The following is a 19,922-nucleotide window of genomic DNA, read 5'->3' as shown; positions in this document are numbered from 1 at the left end:
AAGCGTTCTCCTAAATACACCCTGACCTGCTCGGTCAAAAGAGGGCGGTATCTATATCAGAAACCCATATACGAGGCAATCTTTGTTTTCGCCTTGCATAACCCCAGTGTGAACATGTCAGCATTTTTTCTCAGATCCGGTAAAACGGGACCTTGTTTTTTATGCTCATATGGGCTGATGACAGCGCAGCTTGGTAGCAGATAATTTCCACTCCAGATGACGCTGCTTCTATAAGTAACTGATTATAGACCGCATCTATATGTTTTGCTGCGGAAACCTTCTCGATCCCTGTATGCAGGACCGCGAAAAACAGGACCGCGCGTTTTCCTTGTTGCGCCAATGTAGCTAACTCTCGTAAATGTTTTTGCCCGCGAGTCGTGACGGTATCCGGGAAAAATCCTTGCCCATCTTTATCGAGTAACGTGACGCTTTTTACCTCGATGTAGCAATCTTCCCGACCTTCTGACTGCAACAAAATATCTATACGGCTTTTTTCGTCACCGTAGGGCACTTCGGTGCGAAGTGCTTCATAACCCAAGAGTTCTTCCACCACATCATGACGTATGGCTTCAACCACGAGTCGGTTTGCCTGCGCGGTGTTGACACATATGACATGCCCTTGTGCCGTTTCAGTCACTTCCCAACTGTTAGGATATTTTCTTTTTGTATTGTCAGACGTGGAATACCACACGGTATCGCCGGGCGTTGCACACCCTGTCATTGCTCCCGTGTTCGCACAGTGGATAGTACGTTCTGTGCCATCGGGCAGTTGAACATCGGCCAAAAAGCGTTTGTAACGTCGGATCAAAATGGCAGGTTGCAGTGGTGGATCAAAATTCATGGTCATCCTTTGGCGAATTAGGCGGTAATTCGGATAGGTGCTTTGGCGTGGCGATGCGGAGAGCCCACGCATTTAAGCAGGTATATTGCACGCCTTTGCGTGTAGGGTGAGGTGCCGATGCGTAAAGGCCGAAGCGCTGCACGGTCAGCAATGACGATATTCCCTCTTTATATTCATCTTTAGTGTTATCAATAGCGCCGGGCTTTACCTGTCGAAGCAGGCTGATATGGGGCAAGAAGTTTGGCGCGTTGGGCGTATCGCCTTTGTCTATGTTTAGTACGGCTTGGCTGAGCGTATTGATGGTTTCCGCTAAACGTTGAAGCTCGACGGAGGGGTGAATGCCCAGCCAGAGTATTTGGGGCTTATTGAAGTACCCAAGAGATGCAGTGCGAAGCGAAAAGGCCGAGGCGTCTATCTTGTCAGCGGCGCGGCAGAGCGCGACATAATCTTGCTGCGAAACATTCCCGAGAAAAGCGAGTGTCAGGTGCAGGTTGTCATCGGGCACGGGGTGTCCGAGTGGTGACAGGGCCTGCTTGAGCGTGACTATCTCCGCTTTCGCCTGTGCGTTATCTGGCGTTGAAAAATCCAATGCAAAGAACAGACGGCGCGTGCGATTCATTACTTCATTCCTCTGTCTCGGTGCCTTCTGAATCCTGCATCTTGGTATTGTTTGGGTATACAATGCTCGCTGGTAATTCTGACACAAAGGCTTTTGATTTGTCACAGCTCCCCATCGACAGTGTGCTCGACGACATTATTTCTGCATTGGCTGAACGCCCTCAAGTGATCCTCAAAGCGCCGCCCGGTGCGGGCAAATCAACACGACTCCCTCATGTCTTGCTCGAACGTGGTGTGTTCGACGGCAAAATTATTTTGTTAGAACCTCGTCGTTTGGCGGCGCGAAACATTGCCACGTTTTTGGCGAATCAGCGTGGTGAGAAAGTCGGAGAATCCGTGGGCTTGCGAGTTCGTGGGGAAACCCGAGTCAGTGACAAAACCAGATTGGAGATTGTCACTGAGGGTGTGCTGACGAGAATGATCCAAGCCGACCCAGAATTGTCGGGTGTGGATCTGGTGATCTTCGATGAATTTCACGAGCGCAGTCTGCATGCGGATCTTGCCTTGGCCTTGTCCTTGGATGTGCAGCAAGGCCTGTGTGATGACCTCACGCTTCTCGTGATGTCCGCCACCTTGGATGACAATGCGCTGTCGGGCATGTTGCCTGACGCAGCCTACCTTGAGTCAGAAGGGCGCAGTTTTCCGGTAGAAGCGCGCTATCAGACGGTGCCGCGTCAGTATGGCTACGAGAATGCGGTCGCCAGTGCGGTGGCGCAATTGCTTGAGAAAGAGCAGGGCTCAGCTTTGGTTTTTTTGCCGGGTGTCGGTGAAATACAACGCACCGCTGACGCGCTGCGCGACAAAGTGTCTGAGGATGTGCTGATTTGTCCTTTGTACGGTCAGCTGACAGCCAAAGAACAACAAGCGGCCATTGCTCCGGCGCCGAACGGACAGCGAAAAGTGGTGCTTGCCACCAATATTGCTGAAACCAGTTTGACCATCGAAGGGATTCGTTTGGTGGTGGACAGTGGTATAGAGCGCGTCGCGCGATTTAATCGAAAAACAGGCATCACCAAACTCGATACGATTCAAATTGCGCGGTCGTCAGCCATTCAGCGCGCAGGCCGTGCAGGGCGCTTGTCTGAAGGTGTGTGTTTGCGTCTTTACAGCGAAGAAACCTTTCAACGTATGCGCGCGGTGCCTGACCCTGAAATGACCACCAGTGATTTAACGCAGTTGGTGTTAGAGCTAGTGCAATGGGGCTGTTCACCGCAAGACTTGCAATGGCTTGACCTGCCGCCAACGCAGCACTGGCAGCAAGCCGTTAACCTGTTAATGCAGCTTGGTGTGTTAGAGGCATCTGGCGGGCTTACCGCCAAAGGCAAACGCGTCGCAGCGCTTGGCACAGATGCACGTTTAGGCGCGATGCTGGTGACAGCCGCCGACCTTGACGCGTCTGCCTTGTCGACAGCCGCTTGGCTAGCTGCATGGGCGGAAGAGCCACCGAGAGGAAACAGAGACCCAGACCTTCGTTTACAGTTAATGCGCTTGGCGGAACGTAAAGGACCGCAGTTACAACGTGCTCAACAATTGACGGAGCGTCTGAACGGGCGTTTGCAGTTAGCAATTCAAGCTGATTGGTTACCTGTGTTGGCTGCCTCGGCGTGGCCAGACCGGGTGGCGCAATCACGCGGCACGGATGGGCGATATTTATTGAGCAATGGTCACGGTGCCAAGCTGGATGACCAGCACCCAATGTCTAATGAGAAATGCCTGATCGCCATTGATTTGATGAGTGTCTCGCAAGGCGATAGCCGTATTTTTACTGCTTGCCGCGCGGACATGGAAGATCTGCAAACCCAGTTACCTTCACTGTTTTCTCAACGAGAGTGGGTAGACTGGGACGATAAAAAAGGCGCGCTGGTGGCGGAAAAGCAAGTGTGCTGTGGCGAGATCGTTGTTTCTCGTACCCCTATCAGCAACGTGAGTGAAGCACTTCGAACGCAAGCATTGTTGCAAGCCGTGAAACGAAAAGGCCTGTCGTGTTTAACCTTGTCAGAGAAAACACAGAGCCTGTTAACCCGTGCACGTTGTGCCATTGCATGGGAACTGGCTATTGTGCTTCCAGCCATGGATGAAGAAAGCCTATTGAGCGAGCTTGAAGGCTGGTTTGCCCCGTTCATGAATGGTGTGAAAGGGATGAACGGCTTAAAGAGTGTGGATGCGTACAGCGCACTCGAAGCACGCATTGGTTGGGAGAATACAAAGCAGCTTAATCGTTTGTTACCTGAAACCTATCAAGTGCCAACGGGCTCAACGTACCGCATTCGCTATCATGCTGATCAAAAGCCAGCATTGGCGGTGAAGATGCAAGAAATGTATGGTCAGGCATCATCACCCACCATTGCTGATGGGCAAGTGACACTGGTGGTGGAATTGCTCAGCCCTGCACAGCGACCATTGCAAATAACACAAGACTTAGCGGGCTTTTGGCAAGGTGCCTACCGCGAAGTACAAAAAGAAATGAAAGGGCGATACCCCAAGCATGTATGGCCAGATGACCCTGCAAATCATCAGCCGACAAAGCTAACGAAACGCCACTTTAAACCGGGATCTTGAACGACAAATCCATGACAAAACCAACACCAAAAAAAACGACGTCACGAACGCGTTCAAAAACCGCCGCCACTAAATCTACTGCTTCTAAGCGAGGCACGAAGAAAAGCCCGCCATCAAAAGGGTGGGGACGCCGCCTGTTATCATTGGGTTTCAAGCTGGCATTAGTCGGCATTGCGGCACTGGCTATTTTAGGGATTTACCTTGATGGGAAAATCCAAGAGCGCTTTGAAGGGCAAATCTGGCAGCTGCCCGCGGTGGTGTATGGCCGCGTCCTGCATCTCGCACCGGGTGAGCCTGTTGATATTTCAACGCTCAAGCGAGAGTTGGATTTGCTCAACTACAACAAGGTCCGGAATCCGCAGCGCCCAGGGGAATACTCTTCGTCCAAAACACGCGTGGAATTGGTGCGTCGTCCTTTCGAATTTGAAGATGGACCCGAGCAAGCGCAACACGTCATGATTTCCTTTAGCGACGATGGCGTGAGTGCCATCAAGCAGCTTGATAGTGGTAAACAGCGTGGTTATCTGCGTATCGAACCTAAGCTGCTGGGCATGATGGAATCCAATACGGATGAGCAGCGTATTTTCCTTCCCCGTGAACGTTTTCCTGAGTTTCTTGTTGATGCCTTGCTGACGACTGAGGATCGTGATTTCTACCATCACGATGGCGTGTCTCCGATGGCGATTGCTCGCGCGCTTGTCGCCAACATTCGGGCAGGGCGAACGGTGCAAGGTGGCTCGACACTGACGCAACAGTTGGCAAAAAACCTCTTCCTCACCCGTGACAGAACCTTGTGGCGAAAAGTGCAGGAAGCGTATATCGCCATCATTTTGGATTACCGTTACAGCAAAGACCGCATTCTCGAAGCCTACCTTAACGAAGTCTATTTAGGACAAGCGAGGGGGCAAGGCGTGCATGGTTTCCCGCTGGGGGCGCGTTTGTATTTTGGTCGCCCTATTGAAGAACTTCGTATCGACCAATTGGCTTTGCTGGTGGGCATGGTGAAAGGGCCGTCTTATTACAATCCGTGGCGATACCCTGAACGCGCTCAAGAGCGTCGAGATCTCGTGTTGCGTATGATGATGCAAAGCAATGTGCTGACCTCGAACCAATACGCACAAGCCGCCGCACGTCCGCTAGATGTGCAGCAATCACCCAGTTTGAACAGTCGCCAGCCAGCGTATTTTGAACAGCTAACCCGAGAAATTCGCGAGCGAGTGGGTAACCAATTCAATCCAGAAAGCGGATTACGCGTGTTCAGCACCCTCGATCCTTTGTCTCAATCTTTGATTGAAAAGACCGTGGTGAAAAAGGTGAAAGAATTGCGCAAGGTTGCGGGCGACAAACTGGAAGCAGCTGTCGTGATTGCCGATCGCCAAAGCGGGGAGATCCGCGCCATGGTCGGGGGAAGCCGTCCAGGATATGCGGGCTTCAACCGGGCGTTGAATGGCAGCCGTCAGATTGGCTCGCTCTCAAAGCCAGCGGTCTATCTTGCTGCACTGTCTGAACCAGAAAAATACAACCTTTCCACGCCGTTGGACGATAAGCCCGTAGTATTAAAAGGCGATCAAGGCAGTGAATGGCGACCTCGTAACTATGATCGTAAATACCGCGGACAGGTGCCTTTACTCAAGGCGTTGGCCAACTCTTACAACATTCCTACGGTAAACCTTGGTCTCGCCCTTGGCCTGAATACCGTGATTGATACCTTTGAAGATCTTGGTGTCGACCCCGCGCAAATCACGCGCGTTCCGTCTTTATTGCTGGGGGCATTTACGCTCACGCCAATGGAAGTGACCCAGATGTTCCAAACGCTGGGCAGTGGTGGTCGCAAAGCGCCATTGACCGCGTTGCGCGCGGTGGTGACGCAACAAGGGCAGGTGCTTTATCGCAATTGGCCTAAGGCGAGTCAAGCGCTCCCAGAGCAAGCGAGTTGGTTGACGATTTACGCCATGAAGGATGTGGTTAAATCAGGAACTGCGCGCTTCTTGCAGCCGTCTTTCGGATGGGCTGGCCTTGCGGGGAAAACCGGTACTACCGATAACAACCGCGACAGTTGGTACGTAGGCATTGATGGGCGAGAAGTGGTAACGGTTTGGTTGGGGCGCGATGACAACAAATCGACCAAACTCACTGGCTCATCCGGAGCGTTACGTGTGTATGCAGATTACATGACAGCGCGTCAACCTGAGCCGCTGACTTTAAGCTGGCCAGCGAATTTGACCACAGTGCCGTATACGGTGAAAGACGGTCAGTTTTTGACGGATTGTTTTAGTAAGGCAAAGCTGCCTATGTGGGATCCGACAGGTGCATGGCGCAAGCGTTGTGATAAGCCAGACCCCGTGGGGTGGTTTAATAGTTTGTTTAATTGATTCGTTAGAGCAGAAAGCGATTATTGAGAGACGAGTTGCGAGGTAAGAGATAAGAGCGAGAGCAGAAGGGAAAAGCGAAAAGAATACGGATTCATTCTTGATGTTCCGCCAAAGCCGAACTCACACTGATTCGCAATCTCGCAATCTCGCAATCTCGCAATCTCGCAATCTCGCAATCTCGCAATCTCGCAATCTCGCAATCTCGCAATCTCATTTCCCAAACGCCAGATACGAAAAAGCCTCATCCTTGGATGAGGCTTTCGTAAAGATGGTGCCGGCTACCGGAGTCGAACTGGTGACCTACTGATTACAAGTCAGTTGCTCTACCAACTGAGCTAAGCCGGCACACAAACTTTGAAAATGTTGCTTCTACTGAGCCCCATTTCCTTGTAACCGCTAAAAGCGATTACTTGTAAAATGGTGCCTCGAGGCGGAATCGAACCACCGACACGGGGATTTTCAATCCCCTGCTCTACCGACTGAGCTATCGAGGCAACGAGCGCTATTAAATAGGACTCGCGTGATCTTGTCAAAATAAATTATTACCAAAATGGTTCGTTTGCTGCTTTTTTAGCTTGTTTGGGCGTATCTCAGTCAGAACGGTGTTCTGTTGACCAGTATTTTGGATCTGTGAAACGGGGCACATTATTAAATCTGACGTTAAAACGACACTTACTCGCGTCATCAATCCCGCTTTACGCTCCTGATTCTCCTTTGCCTACAGGTTTTTCCGACCAAATCTTTAGGCAATACCCATATTTTTCGTCTTGATATAAAAACAGTTGACTAAAAATCTATCAATTTTCCCACTATTGCTACACTTACAGGTACATAAATCTAAATGGCGAGAGCCAAAAAAGCACCGGAAGGAATGCTGACATGGGATTCGCATTAGGGGAGCAATTAGATATCACGCAGGTCATGGACATTAAAGAACGCCTGCAAGCCGAGTTGGAGCAGTCAGACAGTTTGCTTATTGATGGCAGTGCAGTTTCTCGTGTTGATGCTTCAGGACTACAACTTTTACTTACCGCACGACATCTTTGCCAAGAAAAAAACATCAATTGGCAGTGGGAGGGCGCTTCGAGCGAATTAGTGGGTGCTGCAAAAACGTTGGGTTTAGTTGAGCCATTGGGCTTAAACGGTTTTGCTTTATAGCTTTTCACGTAAGTTAATTAGGGTGACAGCATGCGAAAAATACTAGCTGCAGACGATTCAGTTTCAATTCGTCAAATGGTAAGCCACACACTGAAAGAAGCGGGCTATCAAGTTGAGACCGCAAACGATGGTGCTGAAGCATTGTCAAAAGCGAAATCGGGCGATTACGACGTGATCATTTCTGACGTCAACATGCCAAACATGGACGGATTGGAGTTTGTTCGCCAAGTCCGCGCCGTTCCTCAATATAAATTCACGCCTATTCTCATGCTCACCACGGAGACCTCCGCGGAGAAAAAAAGCATGGGTAAATCTGCTGGGGCAACTGGTTGGATCGTTAAGCCGTTTAATCCAGATACGCTTTTGAAGACGCTGCAACGCGTTATCTAAAAGTGTTCCACCTAGGAGATAGCTATGGCTTTGGACATGGACCAACTGCGCCGGATTTTCTACGAGGAATGTCGTGAAAACCTCGAAGTCCTTGAGCGTGAACTGTTAGCACTCGACCCTGATGGTGAGGTTGATCTTGATATCATCAACACTATTTTTCGTGCTGCACACTCCATAAAGGGCGGTGGTGCGACGTTCAATCTCAATGAAATCAGCCAGTTTACCCATGTGATGGAAACCCTGCTCGACGAAGCGCGAGAAGGGAGACGTCGACTTGATGCCGATACCATTGATTTACTCCTCAAAGGCGGCGACTGCATTCACAGTATGCTGGTCGCGTATGAAACGGATTCTGATTTCGACCATGAACTGCGTGATGATCTCACGAAACAACTCAACCAGCTGCTTGATGGCGATAGCCCAGATGAAGCGCAACCCAGTGCCACGAGCGACGAAGCGGCGCCAATGGAAGGGGATGGTGATTGGGTTGTTAGCTTCGTCCCAAACAAAGACATGTTCTTTTCAGGAAACGACCCGGTTCGGATCCTAAGAGAGCTCTTTGATCTTGGTGTGCATTGTTCGATCGAATGCTTGTCAGAGGCACTCCCGCCCTTTAGCGAGCTTGAGCCCGAGATGTGTTACCTCAAATGGCACATTGTGGTGGATGGGGAACTTGAAAAGCACCTGATTGAAGAGATCTTCGAATGGGTGGAAGACGAGTGTTCATTAGAGATTTCAAAACCAGACGCTGCGCCTTCTGGGACGGGTGAACCTGAAAGCAGTGATGCAAATGGGAATGACGCCGTCCAAGCTGATTCAAAGTCTGTGGCTGACACTGCCACTGCGCCGGTGCCACCAAAACCTAAAACGCCTACCAAGCCTGCCGCTGCAAAAAATGATGCAGTCTCTTCGATTCGCGTTGAAATCGACAAAGTCGACAACCTGATCAACTTAGTAGGGGAGCTTGTGATCACCCAATCCATGCTCACTGAATTGGGACAAAACTTCTCCGAAAGTAAGCTTGAACGTCTGCAAGCGGGTCTCGATCAATTGCTTCAAAACACCAAAGAGCTGCAAGAAAGTGTGTTGAATATTCGCATGCTGCCTATCAGTTTTGCCTTCAACCGTTTCCCTCGCCTGATTCGCGACCTGTCATCACAGTTGGGTAAAACGGTGGAGTTAGTGATTGAAGGGGAGCAAACCGAACTTGATAAAACGGTACTCGAACGTATTACCGATCCGCTGGTTCACCTTGTTAGAAACGCTGTTGACCATGGCCTAGAAGGGCCTGAAGAAAGGTTGAGCAAGGGCAAATCTGAAATGGGCCGCGTGTCCCTCAATGCCTACCATCAAGGCGGCTCGATAGTGATCGAGGTACGTGATGACGGTGCTGGCCTAAATAAAGAACGCGTGTGGAAGAAAGCCATTGAAAAAGGCCTACTGCATCATGATATGGCCTTGGATGATCTGTCCGATCACCAAGTCTATAACTTGATCTTCGCGCCAGGCTTTTCGACCGCAGAGCAAGTCTCTGACGTATCAGGCCGTGGCGTGGGCATGGATGTCGTGAAACGAAACATCGAAGATCTCGGCGGGCACATTGAAGTCGATTCTGAACCCAATGTGGGCAGTATCTTCCGCATCAGTCTGCCACTGACGCTGGCTATTTTGGACGGTCAGCTCGTCAAACTCGCGGATCAGGTTTTCGTGGTTCCGCTGATCTCAATCATCGAGTCCATCCAAATTGAATCCGAGCGCGTGAAAGTCGCAACGGGGGGCGTTGAGCTCTATCGTCTGCGTGATGAAAACATCCCCATTCTTCGCCTGAAAGAAGAGTTCGAACTGGGCGAGACAGGCGCGCTTGATAAGCAACTTCTCTGTCTTGTTGAGGCGGGAGGAAATCGTGTCGGGTTGCTGCTTGATGAAATGCTGGGGCAGCAGCAAGTGGTGATCAAAAGCCTTGAATCTAACTATACCCGCGTCAATGGCATCTCTGGTGCCACCATCCTCGGCGATGGTTCTGTCTCCCTTATTTTGGATGTGCAGGGCTTGATGTCAGGCTTCTTGAGCCGTGTGGGCGACAGCAAAAGCCACATTGCAGCGGCATAGGTGATGACAATGACTGAACAGATAGCAGCACCTCAAGAAACAGCAGAAAGCAAAGACAGATTAAAAGGCTCGGATTTCTTGAGCTTTGATCTCGCCCATGAACTCTATGGCGTGGATATCAAAGCTGTTGAGGAAATCCGAGTATGGGAATCCCCTACCACGATACCGCGCGCACCAACATTCATTCTTGGGGTCATCAACCTGCGAGGAATGATCGTGCCCATTATGGATTTAAGGGTGAGGTTTAACATCGGCGTCGTTGAGTATTTGCCGACAACCGTGGTGCTGATTCTTAGAGCCGGAGAAGCGGCGGGAAACCGGATGATGGGGATCGTTGTGGATGCCGTGTCAGATGTTATCGACATGGGCGATAACAGCTTGATCCCGCCGATTGGAGACTCGCAGGTGATGCCTTTTGTGAGCGGCTTGCTAAATGTGGATGCCCAAGTCATGAGCTTACTTGATGTCGATGCATTGCTCGATATCGAGGGGTTGGTGCATTAGGAGGGGCGATGACTGAAGAAGTAAAAGAATTCCTGAGTTTTCTCATTGATGACGAAGAATATGGCGTGAACATTCTCGACGTGAAAGAGGTGCGAGGGTGGTCAGATGTCAGGAAATTACCTAACAGTGAAAGCTACCTGCTGGGTGTGCTTGAGCTTCGGGGTGAATACATTCCTATTGTTGATTTAAGACAGCGATTCAATATGGAACCCGCCACGTTGGGCAGCACCACTGTGGTTGTGATTGTTCGGAATGAAGAAGGGCAATCTTTAGGGATCATTGTGGATGCGGTGGCAGAAGTGTATCAACTGTCTGCTGGACAAATTAAAGCCGCACCGGGTTACGTGAAAATTGATGAAAGGTTTATCGAAGGCATCGCCTCGGTCAATGGTAAGCATGTGGTCTTGATTCAATTAGACACACTTTTTGATTTTGATGAGTTGCACGAAGTAGCGCAGCCGGAGCTGGTTAGCGAGGGTTAACGATTATGTCTTGGTGGAATAAAGAAAAGGCACTTGAGAAACAACAGCGTCAAGAAGAGCGTGCGTTGAAAGCGCATATTGTATCTGCATTGGATACGGCTCAGACCGCCCTCATGATGGTTGACCGAGATTTCAAGGTCTTTTACGTCAACAAAAAATCTGTTGAGCTGTTAAAACAGCATGAGGTTCTCTTTCGCAAACAGTGGCCCAGTTTCCGTGCGGAGAAAGAATGGATTGAAGGCACGTGTATCGACCTCTTCCATAAGGATCCTGAGCATCAGCGGAAAATGTTATCTAATCCCAAAAATCTTCCTCACGAAGCGAAGATAGAAATCGAGGATGTCACATTACGTCTTGTTGTTGGTGCTGTCATCGACGCTGATGGGGAGTATGTAGGCAATACCTTAGAATGGGACGACATCACCGAAGATATCAAAAAAGACAATGAACGTTCTCGCCTTCAAGCCGCCATTGAACAGTCATTAACAGCGATCGTATTGATTGACCGAGACTTCAGCATTACTTACGTCAACGAGCAAACATTGGCGCTATTTGATAAGCACCAATCTTCCTTTAGAGAGGTATGGACGGGCTTTACAGCGACAAGAGAATGGTTGATAGGGCGATGCATCGATGAATTCCATAAAAACCCTGCGCACCAACGACAGCTACTGGCAAATCCTGCCAACTTACCTTACAAAACGGACATCAGTGTCAGTGAACTCACCATTGAACTCAATGTTGCAGCGATTACCGATGCCAAAGGCAACTACATTGGTAACAGCCTTGAATGGAGAGATGTCACTGAAATCCGTCAAAATGAGCTGAAAGTAGGCCGCCTTGTGTCTGCCGTTGAAGGGATGACAACGAACATCATGATGGCGGACAAGGATGGCAACATTTCTTATTTAAACCCTGCACTAAAACGTCTTCTCTTAAACCGCGAGAATGAGCTACGAAATCACTTCCCCGGTTTTTCTGTTGAAGGGCTGGTGGGGAGAAACTTTGATGTTTTTCATAAAAACCCCTCACATCAGCGCTCCATTATTAGCAACCCTGATTGCTTGCCATACACCACCCAAATCAAAGTGGGAGAGCTGGAGTTCGAACTGACATGTATTGCCATGTTTGATGATGCTGGTGGTTACATTGGCCCTGCACTGCAATGGGAAGATATTACCGAGCAAATGATGGGGCAACGTGAAGTTCAAGGGCTCATCAATGATGCTTCTCTAGGCTTGCTCGATTCCCGAATGGATACCGCGAAGTATTCTGGGTTTATGGCAAACCTCAGTGACAGCATTAATGGTTTACTCAACAGCATGGTTGGGCCATTAAATAACTGCCGAGAAGTCATGACAGAAGTGTCGAATGGCAACCTCAAAGTGAGCATGCCAGAGGATTACAAAGGCGAGTTTGCGGAACTTAGTGCTGCAGTTAATACATCCATCATCAACCTTCGCGACATGGTGGAAAAAATCACGGCATCTTCTGCGCGTGTGGCGACGGCATCCGGAGAAATAGCGGATGGGAACAGCGATCTTAGCGAGCGTACGGAAGAGCAAGCCGCCAGCCTAGAGCAAACCGCCGCCAGCATGGAAGAAATGACGTCGACGGTGAAACAGAACGCCGAGAGTGCGAACTCTGCAAATCGCCTTTCTCAAGATGCGAGCAGCAAAGCGCAAAAAGGTGGGGGCGTGGTGAAACAAGCTGTCTCTGCCATGGGAGAAATTAACAAAGCGAGTAAACGGATTGCGGACATCATCAGTGTGATTGACGAGATTGCTTTCCAAACAAACCTGCTGGCACTGAATGCGGCGGTTGAAGCTGCTCGCGCCGGTGAGCAAGGGCGGGGTTTTGCCGTGGTTGCGGGTGAAGTCAGAAACCTTGCGCAGCGCAGTGCAGGTGCTGCAAAAGAAATTAAAGAGCTCATCAAAGACAGTGTGGAAAAAGTCTCTGAGGGGTCGCGTTTGGTGGATGAATCTGGCGATGTGCTTAACGAGATCGTGGATGCGGTTGGCGAGGTGAGTCAGCTCATCAGTAAAATTAATTCAGCGAGCCAAGAGCAAGCTACAGGCATTGATGAGATTTCAAAAGCCGTTGTGAAGATGGACGAAATGACACAGCAAAACGCCGCCTTGGTGGAAGAGGCTTCTGCAGCAAGTCAGTCCCTTCGTGATGAAGGTAGTGAGCTGATGAATCTGATTGGATTCTTCCAAGTGGACAGCGCGCGCACGGGATTAAATGCCGTGTCGGCCGAACCCATCAAGAGTTTTCGCCAACCGAGCACCACACACCCGAAGGTAACATTACCGGCGGTGAAGAAGGTGGCCAATGCCCCTTCCGCATCGGCACCTCCGAGTGTGGCATCTGAAGATGATTGGGAGGAGTTCTGACGGTGGATGCCATTCAAGCGCTTAGCCAAATAGAAGAGCAGCGCGAGTTTGAGTTCACCGAAGAGGACTTTACCCACATTCAGGAATTCATGCTCAGAGAGACGGGAATCTCTCTCTCTGAGCGAAAAACGTCGATGGTTTATGGACGCCTTGCTCGTCGGCTTCGCCGAACGGGTATAGAGAAATTTTGTGAATATTTTGACTTGGTAAGCCGTGATTTGGACGAGAGAGTAGCGTTTATCAACGCACTCACAACGAACAAAACACAGTTTTTCAGGGAGAAGCATCACTTTGATTTTCTGTCCAATGTACTGGTGCCAGAGTGGCAGAAAAAAAATAAACATCGAATCCGAATTTGGTCCGCTGGTTGTTCTACTGGTGAAGAACCATACACGATAGCGTCGTCTTTGGCTGCGAATGGCTTACTCACTGGGCCGTACGACTGCCGCATTCTCGCCACTGATCTGGACACTCAGGTTTTGGATGTAGGGCGAAATGGCACCTATGGCATCGAAGCGAGCAGTGTTATTCCAGACAAAGAGCTTAAACACGGTTTTATTCGAGGAAAAGGTGCGAAACAAGAGCTGTTAAAAGCGAAGCCCTTGTTACAAAAACACATTGTATTCAAACAGTTAAATTTGATGGCGACGTGGCCTCACAAAGGTCCGCTCGATGCGATCTTTTGTCGCAATGTCATGATTTATTTTGAAAAAGAGGTGCAGCAAGAGCTTATCTATCGATTTTGGGAAAAACTCGACAGTGGCGGCGTTCTGTTTATTGGTCACTCGGAAAGCATCGGCGAAATGGGGAGCCGGTTCGATAATCTCGGTCAAACCATGTTTCGCAAGCCTTAGGGCGAGAAACCTCGTTTAAGGACAGTGTTCGCTATATGCATAAAGTGTTGGAGCTTACTGGGTGCCCGATAGGCGCAGGAGTAAAGCGCTTCTACCACCCCGGTAAGCAAATGATGATGGTGAAAATTCAGCCCGGAGAAGTGTACGTCACTTCTGAGCGGGAACTGATCTCGACAGGGCTTGGATCGTGTATCTCCGCCTGCGTCTGGGATCCGTTTATTGCGCTTGGCGGAATGAACCACTTTATGCTGCCTTTTGGGGATGCTGATGAGGTGGAGGATTGGGATCCGACACAGTGGCGATCGAATGCTGCACGTTATGGCAACTACGCCATGGAGTTGTTGATTAACACCTTAATTCAGCAGGGGGCGATTAAAAGCCGACTGCGTGTGAAGTTGTTTGGTGGCGGATTGGTAATGGGTACACAAGCCAACATCGGCGAAAAGAATATCGCCTTTGTCCGCAATTATGTTGAAAGCGAAGGGCTAACGTTAGTTGGCGAAGATTTAGGGAGTGAGTATCCGCGCAAGGTGGTATTTGATCCGATAACAGGAAAAGCGTGGGTGAAGAAACTGCGTGGTTATCGTGCCGAAATGGAAGCGGAAGAGAACAATTACAACCGTCGTCTGGTCAATGAAGCAAAACGAGATGATGAAGACAACGCGGAACTATTCTAATGAAAAAGCGAGCACACAAAGTTCTTATTGTTGATGACTCTGCGGTTTTTAGAGCATTGCTTAGTGAAATCATAGATGCAGATCCACAGTTAGAAGTCGTGGGCTTGGCGGTAGACCCGTACGAAGCGAGAGAAAAAATAAAGAAGCTGAAACCCGATGTCATCACCTTGGACATCGAGATGCCCAAAATGGATGGTGTCCAGTTTCTCCGTAATTTAATGCGCCTACATCCCATGCCCGTCGTGATGATCTCCACGCTGACACAACATGGCGCAGAAGCGACCTTAGCGGCGCTGGAAATAGGCGCGGTGGATTATTTCCCCAAGCCGACAGATAACGTGGCTGCAGAACTGAATACTTACCGTCAGCTGGTGGTCGAAAAGGTCAAAATGGCGGCCACAGCCAACATCTCAGGCGCGGTGCATAAGCCATCGAGTGAGATCAGTGTGTCTGGCCGACAGCTCAGTAATGACATCGATGTTATTGCCATTGGCGCCTCAACGGGGGGAACCGAAGCAATTCGGAACGTGTTGGAAGCGTTGCCCGAACTGATGCCGCCTATTGTCATCACTCAGCACATCAAAGCCGTGTTCAGTAAATCGTTTTCTGAACGCCTGAATCGTATTTCAAAACTCACCGTCGAAGAGCTGGCGACAGACACAGCTCCGCTCATTAACGGGCGAGTGTATGTCGCACCTGGCGATGTGCATCTGAAGATCATCAAAAAGGCGGGACGATACTATTGCACACGCTGCGACAGTGAACCTGTGCAGCGCCATAAACCTTCGGTGGACGTGATGTTCTCGTCCATCGCCCAAACGGCGGGGAAACGTGCCATGTCGGTCTTGCTCACAGGAATGGGGCGAGATGGCGCACAAGGCATGCTTGAGATGCGTCAGCAAGGCGCCATCACCGTCGCACAAGATGAACACAGTTCAGTTGTATGGGGAATGCCAAGAGCAGCGGTTGAGCTGGAAGCTGCCCAGCATGTTCTACCTTTGGACAAAATCGCAACGTACTTGGTAGGTAAAGTTTATGGATAACAAAAGCCTAAGAACCGTTATAGCACTCTTAGCCATTGCCGCTGCATGCGCACCGCTGTGGACTTCGCTAAGCGTGATAAACATTGCATCATCGTCGGTCGTTCTGTTGGGGGTGGCGTCGTTGCTGTGGCTATCATCAACGGCATCTAAGACAGATACAGACGCAGGAGACGTCGGGTTTAATCATACCGATGTGTCTTACGAGTCCACGCAGATACTTAAGAAAATCCATAACATTTTGACGATTGAATTGGTGCCCATTCGGGAGCAGCTTGATCGCCAGCAAGAAGTCATTAATGACTCGGTGCACAACCTAAACTCCAGTTTCTTTGGTATGGAGAAAGCCGTCAGCGCTCAAGCAACCCTGTCGCAGCATATGGTCACGGACTTGCTGAACAATGATGAAAGTGAATATAGCCTGACAAAAGTGCTGCCCGAGACGGAACATGCCATTGATACCTATATCGACATTCTGGTTCAGGTATCAGAGAAGAGTATTACGGCCATTCACCGTATTCATGACATGTCAGAGAAGCTCGATGCGGTGTTTAACCTCCTCGACCAAGTGCAGGCAATGTCTGACCAAACAAACTTACTTGCGTTGAATGCTGCGATTGAAGCTGCAAGGGCGGGCGATCTCGGGCGAGGCTTTGGCGTTGTTGCCGCTGAAGTGCGAGATTTAGCGAATCGTGCAACAGAGCTGAACAGTCAAATTCACCGTGATATCAACTTGGCGCAAGACACAGTGAAACAAACGAATTCGATTGTGGGCGAGATTGCCACCTTGGACATGACGGCGGCCATTGAATCGAAAACACACATTGAAGATCTTTTGAAAGGTGTTCAGCGGGTTAACCAGCAAGTCACCATGGAAATTGGGAAGGTGACTGAACTCGGTGAATCTGTGCGTGGCGAAGTGTCCAAAAGTATTCAAGGGCTGCAGTTTGCTGACATCGTTTCTCAGCAGGGCCAGCACGTTATCAATAACCTCCATATTCTAGAGGGCTTGAATGCACTTATTCTCGAGAAGTTGGATGAGGGAAGTGTGGATTGGGCGGCGTTACATCAAGCCATCGATGCGATTGAAAATGCGGCTGGCTCGTCAGAGCGAGCACCGGCTAAACAAATGTCTGCTGACGAAGGCGACATCGAACTGTTTTAGGAGATGGTATGGCCATCAGTTGCGAAGAAAGAAAAGAAGGGAACAGTGTTGTTATCCATGTGAATGGGCAATTCGATTTTAGCGTGGTGCAAGAATTTCGCGCGGCGTATCAGGATTGTCAGGGTAAAGACATTGTTGTTGATTTCCGTGGCACGGAATACATCGACAGTGCGGGGTTAGGCATGTTGCTAAACATGCAGACGTTTCTCGAGCAAAAAGACGGAGATATCCGTCTTATCAACACAATGCCTCAAATCAAGCGTGTGCTCGTGATTGCTCGCTTCGAGAAAAAATTCAAAATCGAATAAGGCGAACCAAAAGAAAACGCCCTTTTAAAACGCATTTACAGAGATGGTGAGCCGTCTTGGGCGTGCCATTAAATGAGTAATGCCATGCATGACCGGGTTGCTCTAAAGAATATCAAAGCGGTTGTTTAGCATGGGAGAAGCTGAGTGAAAGCGTTGATTGTTGAAGACGAGGTCTCGATACAGTGTTTTCTTGAGCATGTACTCAAGGATGAATTTGAAGAACTGCTCATTGCTGATCATGGTCAGATGGCACTGGACATGTTGGAAGGCATGAACGAGCTGCCCGCACTGGTCATCATGGATGTCATGATGCCTGTGATGAATGGTTTTGACGCCGCCACCGAGATAAGAAAGCGCTATAAAGATACCTACATGCCGGTGCTTTTTTTGACGGGCATTTCTGATAATGATGCGTTCAATCGATGCATGACACTTGGGGATGACTTTCTCACCAAACCCATTAGCCGAACCACCATTGTTGCGAAGATACGGGCGCATTGCCGCAACATTCGGCTGTATAAAGAAGTCGCTGTTCAGCGCGATAAACTCAAGCATTTTCAAGCGCACACGATATACGAACACACCATGGCGGAAACCATCTTCAGTAACCTGATGCAAGGGTGTTATCAGGAAGCCGAAGGCGTGAATTTCTATACCAGTTCTTACACTAACTTCAATGGTGACGTCGTACTTGTGACGCCACGCCCCCAAGGTGGTGTGTATGCCTTGCTTGCCGACGCGACGGGGCATGGGCTTCCCGCCGCTATTTCTTCTATTCCAGCCACAAAAGCATTCTTTGCCATGACGCATAACGGCCTGGCGCTGGGTGATATCGTGAAAGAAATGAATGCGACGCTGAAAAAGTTTCTCCCTCCCGGCATGTTGGTGGCTGCCAATTTATTGGAAGTGATGCCCAATGGCGTAGATGTAAACTGGTGGGGAGGCGGGATGCCAGACGGGTACCTCATTGACAGAAATGGTGAAGTGAAGCAACGGCTCCCATCGTCCCACATGGCGCTGGGCGCGATGGATTCAGAGGAGTTTGAAGCCAATCTTGTTGCGTTGAAACTGGAGCATGGCGATAAGCTGTTTTTCTTCACGGATGGTGTGACAGAAGCGAGAAATACGTATGGGCAGGAGTTGGGTGAAGAAGGCTTAGAAGCCATATTCACTGAGCCACACGCGAGCATCATCGATACTACGCAGCAGCGTGTGTCAGAATTTACCAGCGGTGGGGGCGTGGGCGATGATATGTCGATGCTTGAATTGACCGCGCCGATTAAAAGCCGCATTGAAGTCCAACCCGGAGACCCAGAGTATTATCACCGTCGTTCCCCCGCGCAGTTGACCGTGTATTTTGGGTCCAGTGAATTACAGAAAGTAAATTTGGTTGGGGAAGTGCGCAGAATGCTGAAAGGCACGCTGGGCAGCAACATCGATCTGGATTTGATGTGTACCATTTTGTCTGAGCTGTCGAACAATGCACTTGAGCATGGTTTGTTAGGTCTAGAATCTGACGTGAAAACGGATGACGAAGGCTTTCTTGATTATTACCTTGAGCGTCAGCGCCGTCTTGAAGATCTCGGTGGTCATGCTTACATGGAAATAGGCATTTCTTTTAATCCATCCAAACGCACCTTGTCTTTCTATGTCACCCATAATGGGGAAGGGTTCGAATCGGAAGGGGTAGGGAGCCGGCTAGATGAAAGTGGCGCTATGTGCGGACGCGGCATCGCATTGGTCTCAGAACTTTGCGATACGTTCGATTACATCGATGGTGGTTGCACCGCCAAAGGCGTTTACTTGCTCGCAGCAGGGTTACCGAATGACTGGTGACGGTGAATACATCACTTTGGCATTCATCAAGCCCACACGATAACGCAAAAAGCCCAATCAAATGATTGGGCTTTTTAAAGACGAAAAAAAACCAGTCCGAAGACTGGTTTTCTTAAAGTGGCTCCCCCTGCAAGACTTGAACTTGCGACATACGGATTAACAGTCCGCCGTTCTACCGACTGAACTAAGGGGGAATTGCTGGAAACTTACTTAGCCGAAGCTAAATGAATCACCATGTTGCAATATGGTGCCTCGAGGCGGAATCGAACCACCGACACGGGGATTTTCAATCCCCTGCTCTACCGACTGAGCTATCGAGGCTTTGATTAAAGAGTTCTCTAAACTCAATATCAAAATAATGGTGCCGGCTACCGGAGTCGAACTGGTGACCTACTGATTACAAGTCAGTTGCTCTACCAACTGAGCTAAGCCGGCACACAAACCGTGGAAACGTTGCGTACAAACACCATCTCACTAAATATGGTGCCTCGAGGCGGAATCGAACCACCGACACGGGGATTTTCAATCCCCTGCTCTACCGACTGAGCTATCGAGGCAACGGGGTGCATTAAACGGATTTTCAGGGTTTTCGTCAACACCTTTTTTTAAAAAA

General features: G+C 49.7%; 16 protein-coding genes and 6 tRNA genes. 14 read left to right on the top strand and 8 right to left on the bottom strand.

Annotation, left to right across the window (positions count from 1 at the left end):
- Positions 1-130: 130 nt before the first annotated feature.
- Positions 131-841 carry a DNA/RNA nuclease SfsA gene (sfsA, locus tag EQP46_RS14845; RefSeq protein ID WP_129494400.1) on the bottom strand — a complete coding sequence of 237 codons (711 nt, stop codon included), beginning with the start codon at positions 839-841 and terminating at the stop codon, positions 131-133.
- Positions 831-1,460 carry an RNA 2',3'-cyclic phosphodiesterase gene (gene thpR, locus EQP46_RS14840; RefSeq protein WP_129494399.1) on the bottom strand — a complete coding sequence of 210 codons (630 nt, stop codon included), beginning with the start codon at positions 1,458-1,460 and terminating at the stop codon, positions 831-833. Before thpR ends, sfsA begins: the two co-directional genes overlap by 11 nt.
- 62 nt (positions 1,461-1,522) lie before the next feature.
- On the opposite strand from thpR, the gene hrpB reads away from it, so the two are divergent.
- Both hrpB and mrcB read left to right on the top strand, forming a co-directional pair.
- Positions 1,523-4,018, top strand: a complete 2,496-nt coding sequence (gene hrpB / locus EQP46_RS14835) for an ATP-dependent helicase HrpB (protein ID WP_129494398.1) — start codon at positions 1,523-1,525, stop codon at positions 4,016-4,018.
- A gap of 11 nt (positions 4,019-4,029) precedes the next feature.
- A complete protein-coding gene (gene mrcB, locus EQP46_RS14830; protein WP_129494397.1) occupies positions 4,030-6,390 on the top strand; it encodes a penicillin-binding protein 1B in 2,361 nt (786 codons plus the stop codon).
- A gap of 269 nt (positions 6,391-6,659) precedes the next feature.
- Here mrcB and EQP46_RS14825 read toward each other — a convergent pair.
- Positions 6,660-6,735 (bottom strand) — tRNA-Thr (locus tag EQP46_RS14825).
- 73 nt (positions 6,736-6,808) lie between these two features.
- Positions 6,809-6,884 (bottom strand) — tRNA-Phe (locus EQP46_RS14820).
- Positions 6,885-7,269: 385 nt separating this feature from the next.
- Between EQP46_RS14820 and EQP46_RS14815 the strand changes: the two genes are divergently transcribed.
- The 12 genes from EQP46_RS14815 to EQP46_RS14760 all read left to right on the top strand — a co-directional run bounded on the left by EQP46_RS14815 (position 7,270) and on the right by EQP46_RS14760 (position 19,309).
- On the top strand, positions 7,270-7,548 hold the full coding sequence (locus EQP46_RS14815) for an STAS domain-containing protein (protein WP_129494396.1): 279 nt from the start codon (positions 7,270-7,272) through the stop codon (positions 7,546-7,548).
- A 30-nt stretch (positions 7,549-7,578) separates the two neighbouring features.
- Positions 7,579-7,938, top strand: coding sequence for a response regulator (locus EQP46_RS14810; protein ID WP_017010799.1), 360 nt, complete (start codon positions 7,579-7,581; stop codon positions 7,936-7,938).
- A gap of 24 nt (positions 7,939-7,962) precedes the next feature.
- Entirely contained in the window at positions 7,963-10,047 is a 2,085-nt protein-coding gene (locus EQP46_RS14805; protein ID WP_129494395.1) for a chemotaxis protein CheA, read from the top strand.
- Between the two features lie 9 nt (positions 10,048-10,056).
- On the top strand, positions 10,057-10,551 hold the full coding sequence (locus tag EQP46_RS14800) for a chemotaxis protein CheW (protein ID WP_129494394.1): 495 nt from the start codon (positions 10,057-10,059) through the stop codon (positions 10,549-10,551).
- A gap of 8 nt (positions 10,552-10,559) precedes the next feature.
- Positions 10,560-11,033 carry a chemotaxis protein CheW gene (locus tag EQP46_RS14795; RefSeq protein WP_129494393.1) on the top strand — a complete coding sequence of 158 codons (474 nt, stop codon included), beginning with the start codon at positions 10,560-10,562 and terminating at the stop codon, positions 11,031-11,033.
- 5 nt (positions 11,034-11,038) lie between these two features.
- Positions 11,039-13,429 carry an aerotaxis transducer Aer2 gene (aer2, locus tag EQP46_RS14790; RefSeq protein ID WP_129494392.1) on the top strand — a complete coding sequence of 797 codons (2,391 nt, stop codon included), beginning with the start codon at positions 11,039-11,041 and terminating at the stop codon, positions 13,427-13,429.
- A 2-nt stretch (positions 13,430-13,431) separates the two neighbouring features.
- Complete coding sequence (locus tag EQP46_RS14785; RefSeq protein ID WP_129494391.1) at positions 13,432-14,283, top strand: CheR family methyltransferase; 852 nt, start codon at positions 13,432-13,434, stop codon at positions 14,281-14,283.
- Positions 14,284-14,318: 35 nt separating this feature from the next.
- The gene (locus tag EQP46_RS14780) at positions 14,319-14,960 is read left to right on the top strand and encodes a chemotaxis protein CheD (RefSeq protein ID WP_129494390.1); all 642 of its coding nucleotides are present in this window, start codon (positions 14,319-14,321) and stop codon (positions 14,958-14,960) included.
- Entirely contained in the window at positions 14,960-16,003 is a 1,044-nt protein-coding gene (locus EQP46_RS14775) for a protein-glutamate methylesterase/protein-glutamine glutaminase (RefSeq protein WP_129494389.1), read from the top strand. Before EQP46_RS14780 ends, EQP46_RS14775 begins: the two co-directional genes overlap by 1 nt.
- Entirely contained in the window at positions 15,996-17,165 is a 1,170-nt protein-coding gene (locus EQP46_RS14770) for a methyl-accepting chemotaxis protein (protein ID WP_129494388.1), read from the top strand. Before EQP46_RS14775 ends, EQP46_RS14770 begins: the two co-directional genes overlap by 8 nt.
- Before the next feature lie 8 nt (positions 17,166-17,173).
- A complete protein-coding gene (locus EQP46_RS14765; protein ID WP_129494387.1) occupies positions 17,174-17,473 on the top strand; it encodes an STAS domain-containing protein in 300 nt (99 codons plus the stop codon).
- A 144-nt stretch (positions 17,474-17,617) separates the two neighbouring features.
- The gene (locus EQP46_RS14760) at positions 17,618-19,309 is read left to right on the top strand and encodes an ATP-binding SpoIIE family protein phosphatase (protein WP_129494386.1); all 1,692 of its coding nucleotides are present in this window, start codon (positions 17,618-17,620) and stop codon (positions 19,307-19,309) included.
- Between the two features lie 118 nt (positions 19,310-19,427).
- On the opposite strand, the gene EQP46_RS14755 is transcribed toward EQP46_RS14760, so the two are convergent.
- From EQP46_RS14755 to EQP46_RS14740, 4 genes are all read right to left on the bottom strand, one after another.
- Positions 19,428-19,503, bottom strand: a tRNA-Asn gene (locus tag EQP46_RS14755).
- 51 nt (positions 19,504-19,554) lie between these two features.
- Positions 19,555-19,630, bottom strand: a tRNA-Phe gene (locus EQP46_RS14750).
- Positions 19,631-19,668: 38 nt separating this feature from the next.
- Positions 19,669-19,744: transfer RNA gene (locus EQP46_RS14745), tRNA-Thr, on the bottom strand.
- A 46-nt stretch (positions 19,745-19,790) separates the two neighbouring features.
- Positions 19,791-19,866: transfer RNA gene (locus tag EQP46_RS14740), tRNA-Phe, on the bottom strand.
- Positions 19,867-19,922 lie beyond the last annotated feature (56 nt).

It is taken from the genome of Enterovibrio baiacu, assembly GCF_004120195.1.
In the GTDB taxonomy this organism is placed as follows: Bacteria; Pseudomonadota; Gammaproteobacteria; order Enterobacterales; family Vibrionaceae; genus Enterovibrio; species Enterovibrio baiacui.
The sequence above is the reverse complement of the archived record's forward strand: the minus strand, read 5'-3'. Positions and strand labels throughout refer to the sequence as shown.

Excerpts from the sequence above, each read along its gene's own strand:
- thpR (WP_129494399.1), bottom strand. The coding sequence starts at position 1,460 with ATGAATCGCACGCGCCGTCTGTTCTTTGCATTGGATTTTTCAACGCCA.
- hrpB (WP_129494398.1), top strand. The coding sequence starts at position 1,523 with ATGCTCGCTGGTAATTCTGACACAAAGGCTTTTGATTTGTCACAGCTC.
- EQP46_RS14770 (WP_129494388.1), top strand. The coding sequence starts at position 15,996 with ATGGATAACAAAAGCCTAAGAACCGTTATAGCACTCTTAGCCATTGCC.
- EQP46_RS14775 (WP_129494389.1), top strand. The coding sequence starts at position 14,960 with ATGAAAAAGCGAGCACACAAAGTTCTTATTGTTGATGACTCTGCGGTT.
- EQP46_RS14815 (WP_129494396.1), top strand. The coding sequence starts at position 7,270 with ATGGGATTCGCATTAGGGGAGCAATTAGATATCACGCAGGTCATGGAC.
- EQP46_RS14765 (WP_129494387.1), top strand. The coding sequence starts at position 17,174 with ATGGCCATCAGTTGCGAAGAAAGAAAAGAAGGGAACAGTGTTGTTATC.
- EQP46_RS14805 (WP_129494395.1), top strand. The coding sequence starts at position 7,963 with ATGGCTTTGGACATGGACCAACTGCGCCGGATTTTCTACGAGGAATGT.
- aer2 (WP_129494392.1), top strand. The coding sequence starts at position 11,039 with ATGTCTTGGTGGAATAAAGAAAAGGCACTTGAGAAACAACAGCGTCAA.
- EQP46_RS14795 (WP_129494393.1), top strand. The coding sequence starts at position 10,560 with ATGACTGAAGAAGTAAAAGAATTCCTGAGTTTTCTCATTGATGACGAA.
- EQP46_RS14800 (WP_129494394.1), top strand. The coding sequence starts at position 10,057 with ATGACTGAACAGATAGCAGCACCTCAAGAAACAGCAGAAAGCAAAGAC.
- sfsA (WP_129494400.1), bottom strand. The coding sequence starts at position 841 with ATGAATTTTGATCCACCACTGCAACCTGCCATTTTGATCCGACGTTAC.
- EQP46_RS14810 (WP_017010799.1), top strand. The coding sequence starts at position 7,579 with ATGCGAAAAATACTAGCTGCAGACGATTCAGTTTCAATTCGTCAAATG.
- mrcB (WP_129494397.1), top strand. The coding sequence starts at position 4,030 with ATGACAAAACCAACACCAAAAAAAACGACGTCACGAACGCGTTCAAAA.
- EQP46_RS14780 (WP_129494390.1), top strand. The coding sequence starts at position 14,319 with ATGCATAAAGTGTTGGAGCTTACTGGGTGCCCGATAGGCGCAGGAGTA.